Genomic DNA, 23,929 nt, shown 5'->3' on the forward strand with positions numbered 1-23,929 from the left:
GTTTGCGCTCCCGGCAAGCAACCCGGCCGTACTCATTTTGTTGTGGGGCGGCCCCGCCCGGCGGCGGGGCCCCCGGGGCCCCCCCCCCCGGGCGCCCCCCGGCCCCCCCTCTCGCCGCGCGGCACGGTCCACCCGAACCGGGTGGACCCGTCCCGCGCTCAGGGCACCGTCTTCTCGATCGCGGCCCGGCCGGTCTCGGCCAGCTCACGCCGGGCGCGCTCGATGTTCTCGGGGGTGGGGTCCTGACCTCGGGCCATCACCAGGTCCTCCGGGTCCCACGGCTGCTCGGCCCCGGTGCGGATGTCGTCCCCGGCGGCTCCGGTGCCGGTCCCGGTCGCACCGGTGCCCGCCGCGTACGGGTCGGCGATGACGTCCTCGGTGGGCGCGTCGAGGTCGATCCGCTCGCCCGGTGCGGCGAAGGCCGGGGTGTCCCGGTCGGCACCGCCCCCGGTCATCAGCTCCGGAACGCCGCTGTCGTCGTCCACCGCCGCGGCCACCTCGGGGCGCTCCTCCAACGGTCGGTCACGATCCGTCATCCTGCCGCCCTCCTGTCCGCCACACGGTTCCTCCGGCCCCCTGCGGGTACCCGTCGGTCGCCGGGTAATGCCTGCGACGGCACACCGAAGGCGGGCGTCCCTCGTCGGGACACCCGCCTTCGACGGTGATCAGCGGCCGAGCACCCGGTCCAGGAAGTCGCGGTAGCCGCGCACCGCCACCCGGAGCTGTTCGGTGTCGGGCGAGCCCGCCTCCTGCCACCCGCCGAGCTTGTCCTTGTGCTCCGCCAGGGCCGCGGACAGCGCCTGCATGGCCTCGTCGACGAGCGACTGGGCCTGACCGGCGGCGGCCTGCGGGTCGTCCACGAAGCGGAGCTGGACGTCGCGCCAGCGGTCCCGGAAGCCCTGTGCGGTCGTCTCGTCGAAGAGGGTCGCCGCACTGGCCGGAACCGTCGATCCGGCCCCGGTGTCACCGGTCGGCGACGGGCCGTCCGGGTCGACCATGGTCGGGGCGGCGCTGCCGTAGCCGGCGCCGCCGGCCGCCGCCACGTCGCTGGTGTCGACCGCCGACGCGTCGCCGGGGAGGTCCCGCGACTCGATCCGTCCGTCGAGGTCGTCGGCCCGGTGGCCGTCCGTCCCCCGGTGCGCGGCAGTGTCGGAGTCGTCCAGGTCGAGGTCGGTGCGGTCCATGTCGTCGCCGGTCCGGTCGAACTCGGCCGTCGGGTCGGCCCGCAGCCCCTCCCGCTCGCCGTCGACCGCGCCGTCGCCCGGCGCCGCAGTGCGCTCCTCGCGCGGGTCGATCTCGTCCTCCGGGCGCGGACTGGCCAACGCGGACGCGGCCACCGCGCCACCGACCGAGGTGGCGCCGAAAGCGGTCGGCACCGGAGCGGGATCGGTCACCTCGCCGTCACGGTCGTCGTCACCCGGCCGACCGTCCCAGGGGCGATTGCGGTCGGCGGACTCCACCCGGTCGCGGTCCGTCGGCTCGTCGATGCGGTCGAGGTCGTCCGGTACGCCCCGGTCGGCACCGTTCGGCGGCACTGCCACCGGGGCAGACCGGACGGCCTCGGGGTGGTCGTTGTTGAGCTGCTGCTCTTCTTGCCGCATGGTGCTCTCCTCAGCGGTTCGTGGCGTCATGGGCGGCCTCGGGGTGGCGCTGCTCGGGCGTGGTGGCCGCCGCGACCGGTTCCTCGCCAAGCAGGTCGGCGAAGAGGGCGCGGTAGTGGACGACGGCCTGGCGGAGGTCCTCGGTGCTGGCCTCGCCCTGCTCGTTGCGCAGGTGGATCTCGTGCGCGTCCCGGTAGTGGCTGAGCGTCCGGGCGTGTTCGACGGACAGGTGGGCGATCTGGTCCGAGAAGTCACCGGTGGGGTAACCGCGCTCGGCGACGAGCCGGGTGACCAGTTCGTCGGCCTGACCGACGGTCTCGGCGGGGGAGTCGATGAAACGCACCTGGAGCTCCTCCCAGGCGGCGGCGTACCGGGCGCGGGACTCCGGTGCCAGCGGCACGAGTTCGAGTTCGGCGTGCCGGCGTTCCCGGTCCCGCAGCTCGCGTTCGGCGGCGCTGCGGCTGTCCCGCTCGGCGACGACGTGGTCGTACTCCGGGCCGAAACGCTGCCGTAGCGAACGGCGGCGGCCGGCCACGACGACGGCCGCGGCCACGGCGGCGACCACCAGGATGACGAGGACGGTGACGACTATCTGCGTGGGCGACATGGCTCCTCCTTCGTCTTGAGGTATTCCCTGCGGACACTGATCGCCAATCCCGTTCCGGAGCACTTTCCTCATCCGGATCGGTGGTGGGCAGGGCGGGAACCCGCCGGAAGGGGACGAGCGGCGAATCGGCGGCATCGACCGAGGCCGGGAACGGGACGCGCACCGCAGCACCGCCCGTTCGGCGACGGCAGGGGCGTCCTCGGGACGTCCGGCACCGTATAGGTAGTCTCGACGGACGGTAGTGCGTCCGGCGCGGATTACGTATCCTGCCCAAGGCGCCCGAACCCCGGCGTCCGGCGGGCAGCCGGGCGCACGTCGGTGACGGTGCCGCCCGGCCGTGCCGGAGCCCTTCCAGCCACCCTCCCGGGCGAGGTCCGATTGAACACCCGCGACTGGCCGATCCGCTCCAAGCTGACTGCGCTGGTCGTCGTGCCGGTGACCGCGTTGCTGGCACTATGGATCTTCGCGACCACCCTCACGTTCGGTCCCGCGCTGGACCTGCTCGCCGCCCGGACCCTGCTGTACGACCTGGGTCGGCCCGGCGAGACGGTGGTGGCCGAGCTGCAACGGGAGCGACGGCTCTCGGTGGTGCACCTCGGCTCGCCCCGGACGGTGTGCGGCCAGCCACCGGCCAACTGCGTCCTGCCGGAACTGGTCGCGCAGCGGTCCCGCACCGACACCGCCATCGCCGAGTTGCAGCGCCGGGTCTCCGGGGAACAGCTACGCGACGCCGCCGGGGAGCTGCTGGAGACCCGCCTGGACCGTCTCCTCGGCGAACTGGAGGCGCTGCCGTCGGGGCGTGCGTTCATCGACCGCCGCGACCTCGACCGGGCCGGCGTGATCGGCCTCTACAGTGGCATGATCTCGTCCGCCTTCCACACCTTCTCGGCGTTGGCGAACCTGCCGGACCAGAACCTCAACCGGGAAGCGCGGGCGCTGACCGACATCGGCCGCTCGCGTGAGCTGCTCGGCCAGACCGACGCGCTGCTGGCCGGTGCGCTGATCGGCGGACGGCTCGCCGAGGGTGAGCACACCCTGCTCGTGCAGGGCATCGCCAACCAGCGCTTCCTGGCCGAGAGCGCGGTGGCCGACCTGCCGGAGCCGGACCGCGCGGCGTACCAGCGGTTGACCGAGCAGGACGAGTTCACGCAACTGCGGCAGATGCAGGACGAGTTGGTCGCCGCCGACCCCTCGGCCCGACTCCGGATCGATCCGCAGACCTGGCAGGCCAGTTACGACACGGTGCAGGGGGCGCTGCGCGACTTCGAGCTGACCCAGGCCGACGGTCTGGCCGACCGCTCGGTGCCGATGGCGGTGCGGACCCTGGTCCGGCTGGCCGCCGCCGGACTGCTCGGCCTGGTCGCCGTGGTGCTCTCGCTGGTCGTCGCGCTGCGGGTCGGTCGGTCGCTGGCACAGCGGTTGACCCAGGTACGCGGCACCGTCAAGGAGGCCGAGGAGCGGCTGCCCGAGGTGGTGGACCGGTTGCGCCGGGGCGAGCAGGTGGACGTGGCCGGCGAGGCCCCGCTGGCGGACCGGGGCGCGGACGAGATCGGCCAGGTGGCCAAGGCGTTCACCGAGGTGCACAAGGCCGCGATCCGGTCCGCCATGGTCGAGGTGAGCCTGCGTCGGGGCCTCAACGAGGTCTTCCTGAACATCGCCCGACGCAGCCAGGGGTTGGTGCACCGGCAACTCACCGTGCTCGACCGGATGGAACGCGACGCCGAGGACCCGGACCACCTGGCCGAACTGTTCCGGGTGGACCATCTCGCCACCCGGTTGCGGCGGCACGCCGAGGACCTGGTCATCCTCGCCGGTGCGGCCCCCGGGCGGGGCTGGCGCAACCCGGTGGCCATGGTGGACCTGATCCGGGGCGCGATCTCCGAGGTCGAGTCGTACGACCGGGTGGACATCGTCAACGTGCAGGCCGCCGGCACCGTGGGTCGGGTGGTCGGCGACGTCATCCACCTGCTCGCCGAACTGATCGAGAACGCCACCGCGTACTCGCCGCCGGACTCCCGGGTGGAGATCTCGGGCGAGCACGTCGCGCACGGGTACGCGCTCTCGGTCACCGATCACGGGCTCGGCATGACCGCCGCCGCCATCGAGGAGGCCAACCGGAAGCTCGCCCGGTCACCGGACTTCGACCCGACCGAGACCGCGCGGCTGGGGCTGTTCGTGGTCGCCCGGCTCGCCGCCCGGCACGACGTACGGGTGCGGTTGCGGGAGTCCGACGGGACCGGGTTGACCGCCGTGGTGCTGATCCCGGCGGCGCTGATCACCGCCGAGCCGTCGCTGCTGCTCGACCTGGACGCCGCCGGGGACGACCAGGCCGCCACCCCGGAACAGCGCCGGTTGGCCCGGGCCACCCGGCTGACCACGGTGCCCCGACAGAGCACCCGAGCGCAGGTCGAGCCGGAGAAGCCGGCCCCCACCGGGGCGGCGTCGGCGAGTACGGCCGGCAGCCGGGGTGGACCGACCTTCGGCTCCACGGTCGGCGCGGCCGAGGCCGACGGCCTGCCCCGCCGCATCCGTCAGCGGGGTCCGGCCGCCACCACGCCGTCGGCCGCCACCGCACCGTCCGATGCCACGGCGTCGGCCACCGCGTCGCCGTCGCCCGACACCGCACCGCCGGCCGCCGCCGACGGCGCGGCACCGGCGCCGGTCGATCCGCCTCCGGCGTCGCCCACCGCACCGGCGGACACGCCGTCCGGCAACGGGTCGCCCGGGCACCGGGTGGTGGCCGGACGCGCGCAGGACGGTGTCGACGCGCCGACGGTGCTGATGCCGGCGGTGTCGTCGGCGATCGACGGGCCGACCGTCCGGCAACCGGTGGTGGTCCCGCGCGGGCCGATCCGCCCGCTCGGCGAACCGACGCCCCGCAGCCCGGAGGAGGCCCGCCGGTTCATGTCGGCGCTCCAGGCGGGCACCGCGCGGGGCCGACGCGCCGCCGTCGTACCGAACGGCGACGCGGATCGCCCCGGACCGCCCACCGGGGCGGGGCGTGGCGGTTCACCCGCCGACGAGGAGGTACGTACGGTCTCGCCCGCGCCGGACCGATCCGGTGCCGCCCCCGCCGACCAGAAGCAGGACCGAGGCACCGAACCGGCAGGGCCGCCGGCCGGTGACCCGACGACTGTGCAATCCCCGACCGCGACTGAGAGGGACGCCTGATGCATTCGACGAGGCAGAGTGCCGATCTCGGCTGGTTGCTGGACGACTTGTTGGAGCGGGTACCGACCGCGCGGCAGGCGGTGGTGCTCTCGGCGGACGGGCTGTTGCTCGGCTGCTCGACCGGGATGGACAAGGCCGATGCCGAGCACCTCTGCGCGCTGGCCTCCGGCCTGTCCAGCCTGGCCCGGGGCGCGAGCCGGCACCTCACCGGCGGCCCGGTGCGCCAGACGGTGGTGGAGATGGAGTCCGCGTACCTCTTCGTGACGGCGGCGGGGCAGGGTGCCTGCCTCGCGGTCGCCAGCGACGCCGACGCCGACATCGGCCTGGTGGCGTACGAGATGGCGATGCTGGTGACCCGGGTGGGCGAGAACCTCGGGACACCGGCCCGGGCGTCGGTGGGTACCGCCGATGCGCGCTGACTTACCGGGGAACCAACACGAATGGCTCGACGCCGACGCCGGGCCGGTGGTCCGGCCGTACACGCTGACCGGTGGCCGGGTACGGGCCAGCGCCGACGCCTTCGACCTGGTGGCGTACGTGCTGGCGAAGCCGGACCCGGACCTCGGCGCCTATCCGGAGCTGTACCCGGAGCACCGGCTGCTGGTGGAACTGGCCGGTCGGGGGACGCCGGTGGTGGAACTCGCCGCCGATCTCAATCTGGCCATCGGTGTGGTCCGGGTGCTGCTCGGCGATCTACTCTCCCGGGGACTGGTCGCCGTGCACCAGCCGCCGCGTGCCACGTACCTGCCCGACAACGACATCCTCAAGGCGGTGGTCGATGGACTCCGTGCGTTATGACGGCGAGCGGCGGGAACACCGGATCCCGATCGCGCTGAAGATCCTCGTCGCCGGTGGCTTCGGCGCCGGCAAGACGACGCTGGTCAGCGCGTTGAGCGAGGTCCGGCCGTTGCAGACCGAGGAGATCCTGACCGGGGCGGGCATCGAGACCGACGACCTCTCCGGGGTGGAGACCAAGTCGACCACCACGGTGGCGATGGACTTCGGTCGGATCACCATCAACGACGACCTCCAGCTCTACCTGTTCGGTACGCCCGGGCAGGACCGTTTCTGGTTCCTCTGGGACGAGCTGGCGTTCGGGGCGCTCGGCGCGGTGGTGCTCGCGGACACCCGTCGGCTGGCCGACTGCTTCCCGTCGATCGACTACTTCGAGCAGCGCGGCATCCCGTTCGTGGTCGGCGTCAACTGCTTCGACAACTCGCAGCGGTTCAGCCTGGAGGCGGTCCGCCGCGCCCTCGACCTCGACGGCGACGTGCCGATGGTGCTCTGCGACGCCCGGGACCGGCAGTCCGGCAAGACCGTGTTGATCTCCCTGGTCGAGCACGTGGCCCGGCAGCGGGGCGAGCCGGTGCCGGCCGTCTGAGTCGGGCCGGACCGGGCGGATCGGCGGTTCGTCGTGGATTCGAGGTCTAACCGGCCGGGATCGGGGCAAGGCTTCTGGTGAGATCGACACAGGATTCGGCAGGGAGGCGGAACGCGGTGACGGTTCAGGGCGAGATCGTGCACATCGGCGGGTACACGGCGTCCAGCGGCGGTCGGGCCACCGGCATCGTCGCGGCCCGCCGGGATCCGCACACCGGCGAGCTGACGTCGCTGGGCACGGTCGCGGTCACCGCGTCGCCGTCCTTCCTCGCCCGGCACCCGCGCCTACCGATGCTGTACGCGGTCAACGAGCTACCCACCGGTGAGATCGGTGCCTGGCGGGTGGGGGCCGACGGGGCGCTGGACGCGGCCGGTACCCAGCCGACCGGTGGCGCGGAGCCGTGTCACCTGGCGGTCGTGCCGGACGGCGGGCACCTCGTGGTGGCCAACTACGGCAGCGGGAGCGTGACCGTGTTCCCGCTCGACGCCGACGGTGTCCCGGGCCCGCGTACCGACGTGGTGGCCCACCAGGGGCACGGGCCGAACCCGGAGCGGCAGGAGCAGGCGCACGCCCACATGGTCTCGCCGGGCACGGACGGCGCGCCGTTGCTCGCCGTCGACCTGGGTACCGACTCGATCTACCGGTACGACCTCGACGGGTCGGGCGCGTTGCGGCCCCGGGGCGCCCGGATCCGGACCGCCCCGGGGGTGGGTCCCCGGCACGTGGCCCGGCACCCGGACGGTCTGCGCTGCTACGTCGCCGGTGAGTTGGACGGCTCGGTCCTCGCGTACGAGGTGGCCGGCGACGGGGGGCTCCAGGAGATCGGGCGGGTCGAGGCCAGCGGCCGGGCCGGGCACGTACAGCCGTCGGAGATCGCCGTGGGTGCCGACGGCCGCTTCCTCTACGTCGCCAACCGGGGCGTGGGCACGATCACCGTCTTCGGCCTCGGCGCGAAGCTGCCGGAGCAGGTGGCCGAGGTGGACACCGGCGGCGAGTGGCCGCGTCACTTCGTCCTCGTCGGCGAGCACCTCTACGTCGCCGACGAGCGGGCAGATATGGTACGCACTTTTCTCGTCGATCGGGAGACCGGCGTGCCGACACCGTCCGGGGAGCCGCTCGTGGTCGCGAGCCCCACCTGCGTTCTGCCCTGATCGTGGGGCTGAGACATAGATGCATCCACATTGCGCCGTGGCATCGTCACGCAAAGTTACCAATTCAGGGGAAACTGTTTCTCCTCTGTAACTTTCGACCGAACGGCCATGGCAGTCCACGGGCGGGATACGCAAGATGGTCTGCGTGTCAGCAGGCCGCCATCGCATGCGTTCAGGTATTCACGGCGCCGCCGCCGCGGCGGCGGTCGGCGTTCTCGTCGTCACGGCCGGAGGATGGGTCGGCTACCGCCAACTCGCCGGGCAGGACTGCTCGGGCAAGATCGAGCTGTCCGTCGCCGTGGCCAGCGAGCTCGCTCCGGCGGTGGACCAGGCGGCCACCGAGTGGGAAGAGAAGGGTGCCGCCGTCGAGGGCACCTGCATCGACGTGACGGTCTCGGCCGCCGACCCGGTCGAGGTGGCGGCGGTGGTGGCGGCCAGGCACGGCGCGACCCTGGCCGGCGTCGGCCAGGCCAGCGGCACCGCGGTGAGCCCCGACGTCTGGATCCCGGACTCCTCCACCTGGCTGCTGCGACTCAAGACCGGCGGCGCGGCGGCCTTCGAGCCGGGCAACGGTGCGTCGATCGCCAGCAGTCCGGTCGTCGTCGCGATGCCCGAGCCGATCGCCGCCCGACTGGGCTGGCCGCAGAAGGAACTCGACTGGACCCAACTGCTGGCCCGGGTCAACAGCGACCGGCCGCTGCGGACCGGGATCGTCGAGCCGACCCGGGACGCCGCCGGACTGTCCGGCCTGCTGTCGCTGATGACCGCGGCCTCGTCGACCGGTGGTGCCACCGCCGAGCAGGACCGCGTCGGCGCGCTGCGGGCGCTGGCGTCGGGTGCCTCGGCGTTGCGCCAGGACCTGTTGGCGAAGTTCCCGACCTCGGCGGACAACACCACGCTGGCCAGTGCGCTCGGTGCGGCGGCCCTCTCCGAAGAGGACGTCATCCAGTACAACGCCCGCAAGCCTCCGGTGCCGTTGGCGGCGCTGTACCTCAAACCGGCACCACTGCCGCTCGACTACCCGTACGCGGTGCTGCCCGGCATCGATCCGGCCAAGGCGTCCGCCGCCCGGGTGCTGTTCGAGGCGCTGACCACCTCGTCGTTCAAGGACAAGCTGGCCGAGCAGTCGTTGCGCGGGCCGGACGGGAACTGGGGGAGCGGCTTCGCCGCGCCGCAGGGCGCACCGAGTCCGGCGGGCGGGGACACCTCCGCCGCACCGCCGCAGGGCGGGGTGGCCGCCGGTGGGCTGGCACCGGACGCGGTGGAGCGGGCGGTGTCGAGCTGGTCCATCGCCACGCTGTCCGGCCGGATGCTCTGCATCATCGACGTCTCCGGCTCGATGAAGAAGACCGTGCCGACGGCCAACGGGGCGACCCGGCAGCAGGTCACCATCGAGGCCGCCCGGCGTGGCCTGAACCTCTTCGACGACTCCTGGTCGATCGGGTTGTGGGTGTTCTCCACGAAGCTGGCGGGAACGCGGGACTACCGCGAGGTGGTGCCGATCGGTCCGTTGTCGCGGCAGCGCAGCACCCTGGAGCGGGGATTGGACACGGTCACCTCGTCCAGCGGTGACACCGGGCTCTACGACACGCTGCTGGCCGCCTACAAGGACGTCCAGCGCAACTGGGAACCGGGCAAGGTCAACTCGATCGTGCTCTTCACCGACGGCAAGAACGAGAACCCGGACGGCATCTCGCAGCGCGAGCTGCTCGCCGAGCTGGAGCGGATCAAGGACCCGGAGCAGCCGATCCAGGTGATCATCGTGGGCATCGGCACCGAGGTGAGCAAATCGGAGTTGGACACCATCGCCGGGGCGGCCGGCGGCGGAGCGTTCATCGCCGCCGACCCGACCAACATCAGTGACATCTTCCTCAGGGCGATCGCCCTGAGGAAGGCGCCGGCCTGAGCGTCGGCGCAGGGGACGGGGTCTGCGGTACCGGAGAAAGCGGTACGACAGGCCCCTTTCCGGTCGTCCTCCACACCGGAAAGTGACGGCAATACGTCCGAAGCAATCGGCCGTCATAGTTATCAAGGCAGGATGTCCTCGTGCACCGGCAGATCCGGCCTCCGTCCCGGCCGATCCCGGGCCGTCGGCGAGCGAAGTGTGGGAGGGCTGGTGACCTCGGCGACGCTGTTGACCCCCGCCAGATCGTCATCGCGATCGGGTGAGGCTGCGCCATCGAGCGGGTCGGTGCGTGGCGACCAGCGGACGTACGTCCGTTCCCTGGTCGTACTGGACGCCACCGTCCTGTGCGTGGCGGTGCTCATCGGTTACGCGGCCCGATTCGGCGAATCCGTGCCACGTGGTACCCACGTGCCCTACGTCCTGTTCGCGCCGGCCCTGGTGCTGGCCTGGCTGGTCTCCCTCAAGGTGCTGCGCTGCTACGACGACCGGGTGGTCGGCTACGGCGCGGACGAGTACCGGCGGGTGAGCATGGCCAGCCTCCGGCTGGCCGGTGCCGTCGCGATCCTCGGGTACATCGCCGACGTCGGCGTGTCCCGGGGCTTCCTGGCGATCTCGTTCGCGGTGGGCACGATCGGGCTCGAAGTGGCCCGGTTCGCCGCACGCAAGCGCCTGCACCGAGCCCGGTCGCGGGGGACGGGCTGGTCTCGGCGGGTGCTGGTGGTCGGCGACACCGCACACGTGCTGGAACTGGTGCACACGCTGCGCCGCGAGCCGTACGCCGGCTACCAGGTGGTCGGCGCCTGCATCCCGGACGCGCTGCTGGCGCCGGTGGCGCAGCGGCTCGGTGACGTACCGGTGGTCGGCTCGTTCCGGGGCATCCCGGAGGCCGCCGACGCGATCGGCGCGGACACGGTCGCGGTCACCGCCTGCGGGGAGTTGACCGCCACCCGGCTGCGCCGCCTCGGCTGGCAACTGGAGGGCACCGGCATCGACCTGGTGCTGGCACCGGCGCTGACCGACGTCGCCGGCCCGCGCATCCACACCCGCCCGGTCGCCGGGCTGCCCCTGATCCACGTGGAGGCACCCGAGTTCCGTGGGGTGCGCAAGCTGGTCAAAGGGTTCGTCGACCGTTCGGTCTCGCTGGTGGCGCTGACCCTGCTGCTGCCGCTGCTGGCGACGATCGCACTGGCGGTGAAGGTGAACAGCCGCGGACCGGTGCTGTTCCGGCAGACCCGGGTGGGGCAGGGCGGGCGCGAGTTCGGCGTCTTCAAGTTCCGCACCATGGTGGTGAACGCGGACGCCCTGCTGGCCGAGTTGACCGCGCGCAACGAGACCGACGGTCTGATGTTCAAGATGCGGGACGACCCCCGGGTGACCAGGGTCGGCCGGTTGCTGCGCAAGTGGTCCCTGGACGAGCTTCCCCAGTTGGTCAACGTGCTGCTCGGGCAGATGAGCCTGGTCGGGCCCCGGCCGCCGTTGCCGTCGGAGGTGGCCCGCTACGACGGCGACGTGGCCCGACGCCTGCTGGTCAAGCCCGGGATGACCGGTCTCTGGCAGGTCAGCGGCCGGTCCGACCTGAGCTGGGAGGACGGCATCCGACTGGATCTCTACTACGTGGAGAACTGGTCGCTCGCGGCCGACCTGACCATCCTCTGGAAGACCTTCGGCGCGGTGGTCAACAGCCGGGGGGCGTACTGACGGCGGTCTACGGCTGCGGGCCGGTCCAGTCCAGGCAGACCACGACCGCGTCGTCGGTCAGGTCACCGGCGACGAAGGCCCTCAGGTCGCCGAGGAGGGAACGGACCGCGTCCAGCGGGGTCATCGGCGTGGTACGGCGCAACATCCGGTCCAGGGCGGTCTCGCCGTAGCGGACGTTGCGCCCGGTCGCGTCGATCACCCCGTCGCTGATCATGAAGAGACGGTCGCCCCGCTGGAGCTGGATGTACTGCTCGTGATAGTTCGTCCCCTCGAACATGCCGAGCGGGAACTGCGCCTCCAGCGGCTGCACGGTGACCTCCCCGGCCCGCAGCAGCACCAGCCGGGGCGAACCCGCGTCCACGGCGGTGAGCAGACCGGTCCGCAGGTCGAGTTCGAGCAGCAGGGTCGAGAGATGTTGCTCACCCCGGTGCAGGTCGTAGATCGCCTGGTCGGCCAGGGTGGCCTGGTCGGCCAGCGGGATGCCGGCCCGGCGGGCGTTGCGCAGCGCGCAGGTGGCCAACGTGGTGAGCATCGAGGCGGCCACCCCCTCGCCCATCCCGTTGATCGTCGCGGTCCAGACCCGTTCGCCGTCGTCGGACCAGTCGAAGCTGTCGCCCCGCACCGCGTACGCGGGTTCGAGCTGACCGGCCAGGCTGAACGAGGGACGGGTCCGGCTGCGGCCGGGCAGGAGTTCCCACTGCACCTCGGCCGCGAGCGTGAGCCGTCGGGTACGTCGGGCGATGCGGTACACGTCGGTGCCGGGGTCCACGGCGCTCAACTCGTGGGCCGTCGCCGTGGCGATCTCCAGCAGCTCGTCCAACAGCCCGTCGTCGGTCAGCGGTGCGACCCGCAGCACACCACGCCGTTCGCCGCGCATGTTGACCGGCAGGTAACCGATGCCGTCGGCGGACACCGGCGTCTCGTGGTCGAAGCAGCGCCAGGCGGGATGACCCGGGCTGGTCACCTCGTCACCGCCGCTGAGCGGAAGCAGCGCGGCCAGGCGATAGTCGACCTGGAGCAGCTCGGTCTCGGTGATGCCGTACGCCCGCTCCAGCAGCTCCGCGATCCGGCGGACGAGCAGGTCTGCCGGGGCCGCCATGAGTGTGGCATGCGCCTCGTCGACCGGCTCGCTCATCGTCTCTCCTTGATCACAAGCCCATTCGGCGACAGAATCGGAGTACGCTCAGGCCCACCATGGCGGAACTGCATGGTCCACCGGGACCCGAGATGAGTATGGCTGCCGAGCTGGATACCGCGGCAGGCGCCCTGCTGACCGTCTGGGACGGTGCACGGGAACGCACGGCCAACCGGATCTCCACCGCCCAGCTACGGGCCGTCATGCTCGTCGAGCGACAGGACGGCATCAACCTGCGTCGGCTGGCCGCCGGGCTGGACATGCTGCTCTCCTCGGCCAGCCGGCTCTGCGACCGGCTGGTCGCCGCCGGGATGCTGGAGCGCGAGCCGGGCCGCGCCGACCGCCGGGAGATCTCGCTGCACCTCACCGCCGAGGCCCGTCGACTCCTCGCCGAGCTGCGCGAGGACCGCCGCCAGCATCTGGCCACGATCCTCGCCGCGATGACCCCGGAGGCGCGCGAGGCGCTGCTGCAGGGTCTGCGCGAGTTCGACGCGGCAGCGCGGGCACGGGTGATGCGCGAGGTGTCGCCGCTGGTGCCGCAGCAGGAGGGACACCCGGAGGCGCTGCCCGCAGCGGGTCGGAGCGCGGTGGAGCACGGTGCCGAGCCGCAGTCGCGAGGCTGGTCGGCGGGGGAGACCTCGGTCTCACGTACCGCCTGACGGGTCGCCGGTCAGCCGCCCGCAGCCGGGCCCGCCGCCAGCATCGCCACGTCGTCGTGCCGGTGTCCGCCACACCACTCGTCGACCAGGTGGAGCACCCGGTCGACGAGCGTCGTCGGTGCCGACCCGGCGGCCTCGGCCAGGGCCCGGTGCAGCCGCCGTTCGCCGAACATCTCGGTGCCGCTCGGCCCACCGCGGGCCTCGGTCACCCCGTCGGTACGGGCCAACAGCAGCTCGCCCGGCCGCAGCCGGACCTCGGTCTCGTCGAACCGTGCCCCGGGCACCGCACCCACCGGCATGCCGCCCACCTGGACCGGGGTCACCGTCCCGGCGCCGTCGACCAGCAGCGGTGCCGGATGACCACCGCCGGCCACCCGGACCCGCAGCCCGCCGTCCGGCTCGGGACGCAACGTGCCCAGCAGCAGGGTGGTGAACTGACCCCGACGGGCCGCGTCCGGGATGTCCAGCAGGGCCCGGTCGAGTAGCCCGAGCAACTCCCGGGGCCGGTGTTCGACCAGCCGCAGCGTCTGCAACGACTGGCGGACCCGGCCGGTCAGCACTGCCGCGCCGACGCCCTTGCCGCTGACGTCGCCGAGGGCGAACAACGCGCCACCGTCGGTCGGGAGCACGTCGTAGAAGTCACCGCCGATGCGCAGACTGTCCCCGGCCGCCCGGTACCCACCGGCGAGCCGGACGCCGTCGACGGCGGGCAGGTCCGGCGGGAGCAGACTGTTCTGCAGCACCCGGGCCAGGTGGGCCTGCTCGTCGTAGAGCTGGGCGGTGGCCATGGCGGCACCGGCCCGGGCGGCGAACTCCCGGGCCACCTCGACGTCGCGCCGGTCGAACCCCTCGCGCGCCCCGGCCCGCACCAACACCAGCGCGCCCGCCGTCCGCCCGGCCCCCGGCATCGGGCTGACCAGCAGCGTCGCCGCCGGACCGAGGTCGTCCGGGAGCAGCGGCCCGGCACCGTCGCGCTCCCCGGCAGGCCAGGGCCGGGGCACGCCGGCCTCCCCGTCGAGCGCCTCGACCAACCCGGGTAGGGCGCTGACCGCGTCCCAGTCGGTGGCGCCGAGGGCCGGCTCGTGGCCGACGTGCCGGATCCACTGCGGCTGGTACTCGACCGTCCCGGTCGGCAGGTACACGACCAGGGCCAGGTCGGCGAGGTACGGCACGGGCAGCGTCGCGGCGGCCCGGAGCGCCTGGTCGCGCTGTAGGGCCAGGCCGAGCCGACGCCCTGCCTGGGCCAGGAAGTCGGTACGTCCCCGCTCGGTACGCAGCGCCTCGGCGTGCCGGTGATCGTCGGTGACGTCCCGCACGTACCACGCCGACCGGTCACCGGCCAGCGGGCGGCGCACGCCCCGCAGCCGCCGGTCCCGGTGCTCGCCGTCGACGTGGTCCGCCCCGGTCGCGTACGCCTCGGCCAGCATCGCCACCGGGGAACCGGGCAGGCCGACGCCCGGGTGCAGCTCCGGCAGCAACGCGGCGGCCGTGGCGTTGACCAGCACGACCTGTCCGACGCTGTCCGTGATCAACACCGCCTCGGCGAGCCCGTCGAGCAGCTCCAGCGCGAGCTCGGGGTCCACCGACGTGCCGACGCCCGGACTTCCGGATCGCCCACGGCCGGTGGAGCCGGCGGCCGGGCCCCGTCGGGTCCTGGTCACCGGCGGTCGCCCCGCGCCCTGCGCTGTCGACCTGTACGCATGCCGGTGCTGTGCTCCTCGGGTCCACGGGGTTTGTTGCCTGCGGACAAGGGTACCGAGGGGCCCCGAGGGGTGCCTGGGCAGGAACGCCGGTGGGCTAGAGCCGGGCCAGCCAACCGGCCGGGCGGGCGATGATCCGGCGCACCACCGAGCCCGCCGCGCCCACCGCGGCGGCGGTGGCGCCGAGGGTCGCCGGACGTACGGTCACCGGGGACCAGGCGGCGGTGAGCACCCGGCGTTCGATCTCGGCGAGCACCGGCGGGCGGATCCAGGGCGCGAGCGGGGCGTAACCGCCGCCGAGTACCACGGTGTCCAGGTCCAGCAGGTTGATCACGCTCGACACGGTGATCCCGATGGCCGTACCCGCCTCGTGCAGGGCGTGCCGGGCAGCGGGCTCGCCGGCCTCGGCGAGCTGCGCCAGCCGCATCGGCGCGGTGTCGGCCGGCAGGTCGGCCCCGGCCAGACCGGCGGCGGCGAGGATCGCCTCCTGTCCGGCGTAACGCTCCAGGCAGCCCCGGCCGCCGCACCGGCAGGGCGGCCCGTCCGGCCGTACCGGGATGTGCCCGATCTCGCCGCTCCAGCCCCGGACTCCCCGGAACAACGCGCCGTCGAGCACGATCCCGGCACCGATGCCGACCTCGCCGGAGAGGTGCAGGAAGCTGCCCGGTCCGGCACCGGCGTGCAGCTCGCTGAGCGCGGCGAGGTTCGCCTCGTTGTCCACCACCAGCGCGGGTACGCCCTCGACGGTCTCGGTGAGTGGCGGGTGCGCGGCCAGCAGCTCCGGCACCGGTACGTCCCGCCAGCTCAGGTTCGGCGCGAGGCGGACCCGGCCGGTGTCGTCGACCAGCCCGGGTACGCCGAGGGCCGCGCCGGCCAGGGTGAGGCCCTGGTCGTCGGCATCGGCGCGGGCCCGGTCGGCGAGCCGGACCAGCCGGGCCAGCGCGTCGGCGGGGGAGACCGGGCGCAGGTCGGCCCGGTGCACGGTGTGGTGCCGGACCGCGCCGGAGAGGTCGACCACGCAGGCGGCCAGGTAGTCGACGTTGATCTCCAGCCCGAGCCCGGCCGGGCCGTCACCGGCGAGCACCAGGCCACGGGCGGGTCGCCCGGCACCGGCACGCGGGGTCGGCTCGGCCTCGGTGACGAGTCGACCGGCGACGAGGTCCTCCACCACGGCCGAGACGGTGGCCCGGGTGAGGCCGGTCTCGGCCGCCAGCGAGGCCCGGGAGGGCGGGCGCTCGGCCGCGGCGATCCGGCCGAGCACGAGGGCGAGGTTCAGCTCACGCAGGCTGCCCTGGCGTACGCCACCGGCCGGGGCTGCGAGTCGGGTCACCCCTTGACACTGCCACACTGCGGCCATTTAATTCAACCACTGAACAAATAGCGGACGACACCACCGGAGGTCTGTAATGGCATCCCGTCCCACCCCCGCCGACAAGTTCTCCTTCGGCCTCTGGACGGTCGGCTGGCAGGGCCGAGACCCGTTCGGCCACGCCACCCGACCCGCGCTGGACCCGGTGGAGTCGGTGCACCGGCTCGCCGAACTGGGCGCGTACGGCGTCACCTTCCACGACGACGACCTCGTGCCGTTCGGTGCGGACGCGGCCACCCGCGACGGCCAGATCGCCCGGTTCCGCAAGGCGCTCGACGAGACCGGCCTGGTGGTGCCGATGGTCACCACCGACCTCTTCCAACAGCCCGTCTTCAAGGACGGCGGCTTCACCAGCAACGACCGCGACGTGCGGCGGTACGCGCTGCGCAAGGTGCTGCGCAACATCGACCTCGCCGCCGAGCTGGGCGCCCAGACCTTCGTCATGTGGGGCGGCCGTGAGGGCGGCGAGTACGACGTGGCCAAGGACGTGCAGGCCGCGCTGGCGCGCTACCGCGAGGCGGTCGACCTGCTCTGCCAGTACGTCGTCGACCGCGGCTACGACCTGCGTTTCGCGCTGGAGCCCAAGCCCAACGAGCCGCGCGGCGACATCCTGCTGCCCACCGTCGGGCACGCCCTGGCCTTCATCTCCACGCTCGCCCACCCCGACCGGGTCGGCGTGAACCCGGAGGTCGGCCACGAGCAGATGGCCGGGCTGAACTTCGTGCACGGCATCGCCCAGGCGCTCTGGCAGGGCAAGCTGTTCCACATCGACCTCAACGGCCAGCGCGGCATCAAGTACGACCAGGACCTGGTCTTCGGCCACGGTGACCTGCTCAACGCGTTCGCCCTGGTGGACCTGTTGGAGCACGGCGCACCGGGCGGCGGCCCCGGGTACGACGGACCCCGCCACTTCGACTACAAGCCCTCCCGCACCGAGGACATGGACGGCGTGTGGGTCTCCGCCGCCGCGAACATGCGGACCTACCTGCTGCTCAAGGAGCGGGCCGCGGCGTTCCGGGCCGACCCCGAGGTGGTCGAGGCGCTGGCCGCCAGCAAGGTCGGCGAGCTGGGCGTACCCACCCTGGGCGAGGGTGAGGGCTACGCCGAGCTGCTCGCCGACACCAGCGCGTTCGAGGGCTACGACGTCGACGCGGCCGGTGCCAAGGGCTTCGGATTCATCCGGCTCAACCAGCTCGCCGTCGAGCACGTGCTCGGCGCGCGCTGAGGCGGACGGCATGCCGCTCGTCGCGGGGGTGGACTCCTCCACCCAGTCCTGCAAGGTGGTCGTCCGGGACGCGGAGACCGGTGACCTGGTCCGCCAGGGCCGGGCGCCGCACCCGGACGGCACCGAGGTCGACCCCTCGGCCTGGTGGTCGGCCCTCCGAACGGCGATCGACGCCGCCGGTGGGCTGGACGACGTCGCCGCCGTCTCCGTCGCCGGGCAGCAGCACGGGATGGTCTGCCTGGACGACTCCGGCGGGGTGGTGCGGCCGGCGCTGCTGTGGAACGACACCCGCTCCGCACAGGCCGCCACCGACCTCGTCGAGGAGGCCGGTGCCGGCACGACGGGACGGCAGTTCTGGGCCGACGCGGTGGGCAGCGTGCCGGTGGCCAGCTTCACCGTCACCAAACTGCGCTGGCTGGCCCGGCACGAGCCCGCCAACGCCGACCGGGTGGCCGCCGTCTGCCTGCCGCACGACTGGTTGACCTGGCGTCTGTCCGGCTCGTCCGACCTGGCGGCGCTGCGGACCGACCGCAGTGACGCCAGCGGCACCGGCTACTGGTCCCCGGCCACCGGCGAGTACCGCCCCGACCTGCTGGAACGGGCGCTCGGCCGGACGGTACGGGTACCGACCGTGCTGGGCGCCGCAGAGTCGGCGGGCACCCTGCCCGGCGGGGCGCTGCTCGGACCCGGTGCCGGGGACAACGCCGCCGCCGGGTTCGGCGTGGGCGCCGGTCCCGGCGACGTGGTCGTCTCGATCGGCACCTCCGGCACCGTGTTCAGCGTCGCCGACGCGCCGGCCGCCGACCCGACCGGGATCGTCGCCGGCTTCGCCGACGCCAGCGGCCGGTTCCTACCGTTGGTCTGCACACTCAACGCGGCCCGGGTACTGGACGCCGCCGCCGGAATGCTGCGGGTCGGGTTGGACGAGCTGGCCGAGCTGGCGCTGGCCGCGCCGCCCGGCGCGGACGGGCTGGTCCTGGTGCCGTACCTGGAGGGCGAGCGGACGCCGAACCGGCCGCTGGCCACCGGGGCGGTGCACGGGCTGACCCTGGGCACCTCGACCCCGGCCCACCTGGCCCGGGCGGCGGTGGAGGGCATGCTCTGCGCGCTCGCCGACGGGCTGGACGCGCTGGCCGCCCAGGGGGCGACCGTCCGGCGAGTCATCCTGGTCGGAGGCGGGGCCCGCTCCGCCGCCGTCCGCCGGATCGCCGCCCAGGTCTTCGGCAGCCCGGTGGTGGTCCCGCCACCCGGCGAGTACGTCGCCGACGGGGCCGCCCGCCAGGCCGCCTGGCTGGCCCTCGGCGGTGCCGAGCCGCCGTCCTGGTCACCGTCCGGCACCGAGGAGTACGCCGCCGAACCGGTACCGGCCATCCGGGAGCGCTACGCCGAGGCCCGGGAGCGTCACCTGGACCGCCCGGCGTGAGGCGCTGACGGTCCGGGCCGGGGCGGTGTCGCACCCCGGCCCGGACCACACCCGGCCCCTGCTGGTCCCCGTCACGCCCGGTCACGCCGTTTCGTTGCCCTGCCGGGTCGTTTCGCGCCGTGCCGGGTCGTTTCGTGGGTGATCTGGGCGCGCGGGGTTGTGCTGGCGTCCGGGCCCTCCACCGCACACCAGCAGACCGTGCCTCTCAAGATCGTGCTCGATCCAGGGTCGAGTGGTCATCCCGGCGTTGAGACGCCACTCGATCCAGGATCGAGCGTGATCACGGTGGCGCGGGGGTGGGGTCGGTCCGCCGTCCTGGTGACGGGATGGGTGGACCCGGTGACCGGGCCGTTATCCGGTCCTGGTTGGCTGCCGACATGACCTTGCGCACGGGCCGATCGGCGCGGGTGTGGGGCGGGGGCGCCGCGCACCGGATCTACAGCGTGGTGGTCTTCGTGCTGCTCGCCTCGCTGGACAACGTGGCGATCGGTCTGGTGCCACCGCTGTACGGCGCGATCGCCGACTCCTTCGAGGTGCCGCAGCGCCTGCTCGGCCTGGTCACCGCGATCAGTTTCCTGGTCAGCGCCGTGGCGGCGGTCGGCTGGGCGTATTTCGGGGACCGCACCAACCGCAAGCCGCTCCTCATGATCGGCACGTTGATCTGGGCGGCCGGCACCGGCGGCAGCGGTCTGGCCGGCGACTACCCGACGTTCCTGGCCGCGCAGTTGCTGGCGGCGATCGGCCTCGGCGCCGTCGGGTCGGTCGGTTTCTCGGTCGTCACCGACCTGATCTCGCCCCGCCGTCGGGGCCTGGTGATGAGCTTCTGGGGACTGTCCCAGGGCATCGGCACGCTGGCCGGCACGCTGGTCGGCGGGCTGCTCGGCGCGGCCGACTGGCGCCGGCCGTTCCTGCTGCTCACCGTCGTCGGCCTGGCCGCCACCGCGGCGTACCTGTTCACGTACGACATCCAGCGCGGGCAGAGCGAACCGCAGTTGGCCGCCGCGCTCGCCGCCGGTGCCGAGTACGACCATCGGATCAGCCGCGCCGACCTGCCGGTCATCCTGGGCCGACGGACCAATCGCTGGCTCGTCCTACAGGGACTCACCGCCCAGGCCGCGTTCGGCTCGCTGGTCTGGCTGCCGGTGCTCTTCACCGAGCGGGCCCGGGAACAGGGTTATTCACCGGCGACGGCGATCGTGGTGGGCAGCGTCTTCGCCACCCTGTTCCAGCTCGGCGGCGTGTTCTCCATCGTCGGCGGCCTGATCGGCGACGCGCTGCAACGGCGTACGCCCTCCGGCCGGGCCTTGGTCGCCGCGGTCGGCATCCTCGCCGCGGTCCCGCTCTACCTGGTGCTGTTCTTCGTGCCGATCCGCATCGACGTGCCGGACGGGGCCGGCACCGGTGCGGTGGTGGCGGCCGTGGTGGGCAGCGTGTTCACCGAGCCGACGGTCGGGCTGAGCCTGCTCACCGCGCTGGTGGCATTGGCGTTGACCTCGGCGAACTCACCGAACTGGTTCGCGTTGATCGCCGACGCCAACCCGCCCGAGCACCGGGGCACCGTCTACAGCCTCGGCAACCTGGTCAACGGGGTGGGTCGGGCGGCCGGCAACGGGCTGGTCGGGGTGGTCTTCCACGCCCTGCGGGCGGCCTTCCCGCCGCCGTTGAACTACGCCGTCGGGCTGGCCGCGTTCCAGCTCTTCTTCATCCCCACCGGGATCATGTACTGGCTGGCCGCCCGGACGTCTCCCAAGGACATCGCCGACGTCCGCGACCTGCTGCACCGCCGCGCCGAGAAGCTGTGAGCGCACACGCGCCGAAGCCCAGATGCAAGGAAGGGCACCTTGTTAACGCCTCGTGCATAGCAAGGGCCCCCTGCTAACAACGGGCGAGCCGTACCCGAGCACCCCGGAACGACGGCGTTCGGCGTGCCGCGCAGTCGGCGCGGCTGACCGTGTTAACAAGGGGCCCTTCCTCTACCTGAGGCGTTAAGCAGGTGCCCTTCCTTGCACGACAAACAACAGCAACAACAGCGTCAGGCGCTGCGGAGCCAGACGGTGACGTCGGTGGGGAGGGAACCGTCGTCGTTCAGCGGGGCGCTGCTGTGCAGCACCTCGCCGCCGGGCACCGGTACGGCCTGCGGACCGAAGTTGGTCGACACCACCAGGTCGCCGTTGCGGAAGGTCAGTACGTCGTCGCCGGAGGAGAGCCACTCCAGGGTGCCCCGACCCAGCCCGTGCGTACGCCGCAGCCGCAGCGCCGTGCGGTACATCTCGTACGTGGAGCCGGGCACGTCGCGCTGGCGGTCCCGGGCGTACTCGGCCCAGACCGGAGGCTGCGGCAGCCAGCTCGCGTCGGTGGGCCCGAACCCGTACGACGGCGCGTCGGCCTCCCACGGGATCGGCACCCGGCAGCCGTCGCGGCCCCGTTGGGTGTGCCCGCTGCGCTCCCAGGTCGGGTCCTGTCGCGCCTCGTCGGGCAGGCTCGTGTGCTCGGGCAGCCCCAACTCCTCGCCCTGATAGAGGTAGGCCGAACCGGGCAGGGCGAGCATCAGCAGGGTGGCGGCCCGGGCCCGGCGCAGCCCGAGCGCCGCGTCCGGCTGCTCGTCGCCGACGCCGATGCCGTTGGGCCGGGCGGTGCCGACCGGCAGCCCGAGTCGGGAGGCGTGCCGGACCACGTCGTGGTTGGAGAGCACCCAGGTGGTGGGCGCGCCGACCGCGTCGGTGGCCTCCAGCGACCGGGTGATCACCGCGTACTGGGCGGGGGCGGTCCAGGAGGCGACCAGGTACTCGAAGTTGAACGCCTGGTGCATCTCGTCGGGGCGGACGTACGCGGCCAGCCGCTCGGCCGGCTCCACCCACGCCTCGGCGACCAGGACGCGTTCCCCGGGGTAGCCGTCCAGCAGCCGCCGCCAGTCCCGGTAGATCTCGTGTACGCCGTCCTGGTCCCACATCGGCGGGCGGGGCTTGTGGGCCTCCCGCCCGGAGAGGATCTCCTGCGGCTCCCGCCAGTCGGCCAGGTCGGCCTGCTTGACCAGCCCGTGCGCCACGTCGACCCGGAAGCCGTCGACGCCCCGGTCCAGCCAGAACCGCAGTACGTCCAGGAACTCGGCGCGTACCTCGGGGTCGTCCCAGTTCAGGTCGGGCTGGGCGGTGTCGAACAGGTGCAGGTACCACTGCCCGTCGGGTACCCGGGTCCAGGCCGGTCCGCCGAAGACGCTCTGCCAGTCGTTGGGCGGCTCGGTGCCGTCCGGTCCCCGGCCGTCGCGGAAGATGTACCGCTGCCGTTCGGGGCTGCCCGGGGCGGCGGCCAGGGCGGCCTGGAACCACCGGTGGGCCGACGAGGTGTGGTTGGGCACCAGGTCGACGATCACCCGCAGCCCCCGGACGCGGGCCTGCGCGATCAGCTCGTCGGCGTCGGCGAGCGTGCCGAACAGCGGCTCCACGTCCCGGTAGTCGGCCACGTCGTAGCCGGCGTCGGCCTGCGGCGACGGATAGAACGGGGAGAGCCAGACCGCGTCCACCCCCAGCTCGGTGAGGTGGTCCAGGCGGGCGGTGATGCCGGGCAGGTCACCGATGCCGTCGCCGTTGGCGTCGGCGAACGAGCGCGGGTAGATCTGGTAGATCACCGCCTCGGTCCACCAGCCGGTGATCGTCTGCTGCGTCGCGTTGTCGTTCAGGACGGACTCCCGTGGTCGAGCCGGCCCGGCGGGTCGCCGGACGACGATGGTGATCGGTTCAGTTTGCCCGCGCTCGCGCGGTCGATTCACGCACGACCAGCCGAGTGTCGAGGATCACCGGCGACGCCGTCCGGTCCGGTCCGGGCTGCCGCAGCGGTCCGGTGAGCGGGTCGAGCAGCAGTTTCGCGGCCAGTCGGCCCTGCTCGGCGGCGGGTTGGGCGATGGTGCTCAGCCCGAGCACCCCGGCGAGCGCATGGTCGTCGATACCGATCACGCTGACGTCCTGGGGTACCCGCAGACCGGCGTCGCGCAGCGCGGTCAGCGCCCCCATCGCCATCTCGTCGCAGGCGGCGAAGATCGCCGTGGGCGGGTCACCCCGGCGCAGCAGTTCCTCGGTGGCCCGGGTGCCGCCGGCGATGTCGAACCGGGACTCCACGTCGAGGCTCGGGTCGGGGCACAACCCGGCGCTGCGTAGCGCCTCCTGGTAGCCCCGGCGTCGGTCCAGGTGCGCGGTGAAGGCGAGTTCGTCGTCGGGGTCACCGGAGATGTGGGCGATGCGTCGGTGACCGAGATCCAGCAGGTGCCGGGTGGCGGTCCGCGCGGCGGCCACGTCGTCGATGCGTACGCAGGGCCAGCCTGGCACGTCGGTGCCGGAGCTGACGGTCACGCCGGGCAGATCGAGCGCGGCCAGTGTGGTCAGCTCGGGTGCCCGCAGCGGGGTGGCGACCAGCATCACGGCGTCCACCCGCTTGTGCAGGTTGGCGGGGTGCAGCAGCCGCTGGCGGTTCTGCTCCCGGCCGCCGAGGTTGTGCAGCAGCAGGTCGTAGCCGGCCTGGTGCAGGAAGTCCTCGACCGCTTCGACGACGACGCCGAAGAACCACCGGGTGATCCGGGGGACGACGACCGCGACGGTGCCGGTACGGCCGCCGGCCAGCCGGGAGGCGCTCGGCGACACGGCGTACTGCAACTGCTCGGCGGCGGCCAGCACCCGGTGGCGGGTGGCGGCCGACACGGTCGGCAGTCCGCGTAGTGCCCGGGAGACGGTGGCCGTGGAGACTCCGGCCAACCGGGCGACGTCGTCGATCCTGGTCACGCTTACCCCGCTCGTGTCCCGGGTGGTGGGGGGGGGGGCGGGGGGGGGGGGGCCCCCCCCGGTATATCCCCGTTCGAATGACGGGGGGACCCCCCGCGACGCAGGAGGCGGGCAGCACAGGGGACACCACCCAC

The 23,929-nt window shown here is 73.2% G+C and carries 19 protein-coding genes; 11 read left to right on the top strand and 8 right to left on the bottom strand.

The genetic code is table 11. The features are described 5' to 3' along the window. Positions 1-158 precede the first annotated feature (158 nt). From ACIBMZ_RS04100 to ACIBMZ_RS04110, 3 genes are all read right to left on the bottom strand, one after another. On the bottom strand, positions 159-536 hold the full coding sequence (locus ACIBMZ_RS04100; protein WP_396690802.1) for a hypothetical protein: 378 nt from the start codon (positions 534-536) through the stop codon (positions 159-161). Between the two features lie 129 nt (positions 537-665). Next, complete coding sequence (locus tag ACIBMZ_RS04105) at positions 666-1,601, bottom strand: hypothetical protein (RefSeq protein WP_396690804.1); 936 nt, start codon at positions 1,599-1,601, stop codon at positions 666-668. A gap of 10 nt (positions 1,602-1,611) precedes the next feature. Beyond that, the gene (locus ACIBMZ_RS04110; protein WP_396690806.1) at positions 1,612-2,208 is read right to left on the bottom strand and encodes a hypothetical protein; all 597 of its coding nucleotides are present in this window, start codon (positions 2,206-2,208) and stop codon (positions 1,612-1,614) included. Between the two features lie 378 nt (positions 2,209-2,586). Here ACIBMZ_RS04110 and ACIBMZ_RS04115 point away from each other — a divergent pair, with 378 nt between their 5' ends. The 7 genes from ACIBMZ_RS04115 (at position 2,587) to ACIBMZ_RS04145 (ending at position 11,515) form a co-directional block, all read left to right on the top strand. After that, a complete protein-coding gene (locus tag ACIBMZ_RS04115) occupies positions 2,587-5,379 on the top strand; it encodes a nitrate- and nitrite sensing domain-containing protein (RefSeq protein WP_396690808.1) in 2,793 nt (930 codons plus the stop codon). Beyond that, positions 5,379-5,798 carry a roadblock/LC7 domain-containing protein gene (locus tag ACIBMZ_RS04120; RefSeq protein ID WP_396690809.1) on the top strand — a complete coding sequence of 140 codons (420 nt, stop codon included), beginning with the start codon at positions 5,379-5,381 and terminating at the stop codon, positions 5,796-5,798. Before ACIBMZ_RS04115 ends, ACIBMZ_RS04120 begins: the two co-directional genes overlap by 1 nt. Further along, positions 5,788-6,177, top strand: a complete 390-nt coding sequence (locus tag ACIBMZ_RS04125) for a DUF742 domain-containing protein (RefSeq protein WP_396690811.1) — start codon at positions 5,788-5,790, stop codon at positions 6,175-6,177. The genes ACIBMZ_RS04120 and ACIBMZ_RS04125 overlap by 11 nt, the downstream gene beginning before the upstream one ends. After that, positions 6,158-6,760 (top strand): GTP-binding protein, encoded by a 603-nt coding sequence (locus tag ACIBMZ_RS04130; RefSeq protein ID WP_396690813.1) that lies wholly within the window; start codon positions 6,158-6,160, stop codon positions 6,758-6,760. The genes ACIBMZ_RS04125 and ACIBMZ_RS04130 overlap by 20 nt, the downstream gene beginning before the upstream one ends. A gap of 116 nt (positions 6,761-6,876) precedes the next feature. After that, entirely contained in the window at positions 6,877-7,911 is a 1,035-nt protein-coding gene (locus ACIBMZ_RS04135) for a lactonase family protein (protein ID WP_396690815.1), read from the top strand. Between the two features lie 145 nt (positions 7,912-8,056). After that, positions 8,057-9,817 (top strand): substrate-binding domain-containing protein, encoded by a 1,761-nt coding sequence (locus tag ACIBMZ_RS04140; RefSeq protein ID WP_396690817.1) that lies wholly within the window; start codon positions 8,057-8,059, stop codon positions 9,815-9,817. A 210-nt stretch (positions 9,818-10,027) separates the two neighbouring features. Continuing rightward, positions 10,028-11,515 carry a sugar transferase gene (locus ACIBMZ_RS04145; RefSeq protein ID WP_396690819.1) on the top strand — a complete coding sequence of 496 codons (1,488 nt, stop codon included), beginning with the start codon at positions 10,028-10,030 and terminating at the stop codon, positions 11,513-11,515. A gap of 7 nt (positions 11,516-11,522) precedes the next feature. Here ACIBMZ_RS04145 and ACIBMZ_RS04150 read toward each other — a convergent pair whose 3' ends face one another. Beyond that, positions 11,523-12,650 (bottom strand): PP2C family protein-serine/threonine phosphatase, encoded by a 1,128-nt coding sequence (locus ACIBMZ_RS04150; RefSeq protein WP_396690821.1) that lies wholly within the window; start codon positions 12,648-12,650, stop codon positions 11,523-11,525. A 92-nt stretch (positions 12,651-12,742) separates the two neighbouring features. On the opposite strand from ACIBMZ_RS04150, the gene ACIBMZ_RS04155 reads away from it, so the two are divergent. After that, a complete protein-coding gene (locus ACIBMZ_RS04155; protein ID WP_396690823.1) occupies positions 12,743-13,309 on the top strand; it encodes a MarR family winged helix-turn-helix transcriptional regulator in 567 nt (188 codons plus the stop codon). A gap of 11 nt (positions 13,310-13,320) precedes the next feature. On the opposite strand, the gene ACIBMZ_RS04160 is transcribed toward ACIBMZ_RS04155, so the two are convergent. Together ACIBMZ_RS04160 and ACIBMZ_RS04165 are read right to left on the bottom strand one after the other, a co-directional pair. Further along, positions 13,321-14,892 (bottom strand): PP2C family protein-serine/threonine phosphatase, encoded by a 1,572-nt coding sequence (locus ACIBMZ_RS04160; RefSeq protein ID WP_396690824.1) that lies wholly within the window; start codon positions 14,890-14,892, stop codon positions 13,321-13,323. 214 nt (positions 14,893-15,106) lie between these two features. After that, a complete protein-coding gene (locus ACIBMZ_RS04165) occupies positions 15,107-16,366 on the bottom strand; it encodes an ROK family protein (RefSeq protein WP_396690826.1) in 1,260 nt (419 codons plus the stop codon). Positions 16,367-16,415: 49 nt separating this feature from the next. Here ACIBMZ_RS04165 and xylA point away from each other — a divergent pair, with 49 nt between their 5' ends. From xylA to ACIBMZ_RS04180, 3 genes are all read left to right on the top strand, one after another. Next, positions 16,416-17,603 carry a xylose isomerase gene (gene xylA / locus ACIBMZ_RS04170; RefSeq protein WP_396690828.1) on the top strand — a complete coding sequence of 396 codons (1,188 nt, stop codon included), beginning with the start codon at positions 16,416-16,418 and terminating at the stop codon, positions 17,601-17,603. 10 nt (positions 17,604-17,613) lie between these two features. Then, the gene (xylB, locus tag ACIBMZ_RS04175; protein WP_396690830.1) at positions 17,614-19,026 is read left to right on the top strand and encodes a xylulokinase; all 1,413 of its coding nucleotides are present in this window, start codon (positions 17,614-17,616) and stop codon (positions 19,024-19,026) included. A 377-nt stretch (positions 19,027-19,403) separates the two neighbouring features. Beyond that, the gene (locus ACIBMZ_RS04180; protein ID WP_396690832.1) at positions 19,404-20,828 is read left to right on the top strand and encodes an MFS transporter; all 1,425 of its coding nucleotides are present in this window, start codon (positions 19,404-19,406) and stop codon (positions 20,826-20,828) included. A 230-nt stretch (positions 20,829-21,058) separates the two neighbouring features. On the opposite strand, the gene ACIBMZ_RS04185 is transcribed toward ACIBMZ_RS04180, so the two are convergent. Further along, the gene (locus ACIBMZ_RS04185) at positions 21,059-22,702 is read right to left on the bottom strand and encodes a glycoside hydrolase family 13 protein (RefSeq protein WP_396691020.1); all 1,644 of its coding nucleotides are present in this window, start codon (positions 22,700-22,702) and stop codon (positions 21,059-21,061) included. A 58-nt stretch (positions 22,703-22,760) separates the two neighbouring features. After that, the gene (locus tag ACIBMZ_RS04190; RefSeq protein WP_396690834.1) at positions 22,761-23,795 is read right to left on the bottom strand and encodes a LacI family DNA-binding transcriptional regulator; all 1,035 of its coding nucleotides are present in this window, start codon (positions 23,793-23,795) and stop codon (positions 22,761-22,763) included. Positions 23,796-23,929: the final 134 nt, after the last annotated feature.

The sequence above is a fragment of the Micromonospora sp. NPDC049900 genome (genome assembly GCF_044461025.1).
In the GTDB taxonomy this organism is placed as follows: domain Bacteria; phylum Actinomycetota; class Actinomycetes; order Mycobacteriales; family Micromonosporaceae; genus Micromonospora.

Excerpts from the sequence above, each read along its gene's own strand:
- ACIBMZ_RS04105 (WP_396690804.1), bottom strand. The coding sequence starts at position 1,601 with ATGCGGCAAGAAGAGCAGCAGCTCAACAACGACCACCCCGAGGCCGTC.
- ACIBMZ_RS04150 (WP_396690821.1), bottom strand. The coding sequence starts at position 12,650 with ATGAGCGAGCCGGTCGACGAGGCGCATGCCACACTCATGGCGGCCCCG.
- ACIBMZ_RS04180 (WP_396690832.1), top strand. The coding sequence starts at position 19,404 with ATGACCTTGCGCACGGGCCGATCGGCGCGGGTGTGGGGCGGGGGCGCC.
- xylA (WP_396690828.1), top strand. The coding sequence starts at position 16,416 with ATGGCATCCCGTCCCACCCCCGCCGACAAGTTCTCCTTCGGCCTCTGG.
- ACIBMZ_RS04130 (WP_396690813.1), top strand. The coding sequence starts at position 6,158 with ATGGACTCCGTGCGTTATGACGGCGAGCGGCGGGAACACCGGATCCCG.
- ACIBMZ_RS04155 (WP_396690823.1), top strand. The coding sequence starts at position 12,743 with ATGAGTATGGCTGCCGAGCTGGATACCGCGGCAGGCGCCCTGCTGACC.
- ACIBMZ_RS04165 (WP_396690826.1), bottom strand. The coding sequence starts at position 16,366 with ATGGCCGCAGTGTGGCAGTGTCAAGGGGTGACCCGACTCGCAGCCCCG.
- ACIBMZ_RS04110 (WP_396690806.1), bottom strand. The coding sequence starts at position 2,208 with ATGTCGCCCACGCAGATAGTCGTCACCGTCCTCGTCATCCTGGTGGTC.
- ACIBMZ_RS04125 (WP_396690811.1), top strand. The coding sequence starts at position 5,788 with ATGCGCGCTGACTTACCGGGGAACCAACACGAATGGCTCGACGCCGAC.
- ACIBMZ_RS04120 (WP_396690809.1), top strand. The coding sequence starts at position 5,379 with ATGCATTCGACGAGGCAGAGTGCCGATCTCGGCTGGTTGCTGGACGAC.
- xylB (WP_396690830.1), top strand. The coding sequence starts at position 17,614 with ATGCCGCTCGTCGCGGGGGTGGACTCCTCCACCCAGTCCTGCAAGGTG.
- ACIBMZ_RS04100 (WP_396690802.1), bottom strand. The coding sequence starts at position 536 with ATGACGGATCGTGACCGACCGTTGGAGGAGCGCCCCGAGGTGGCCGCG.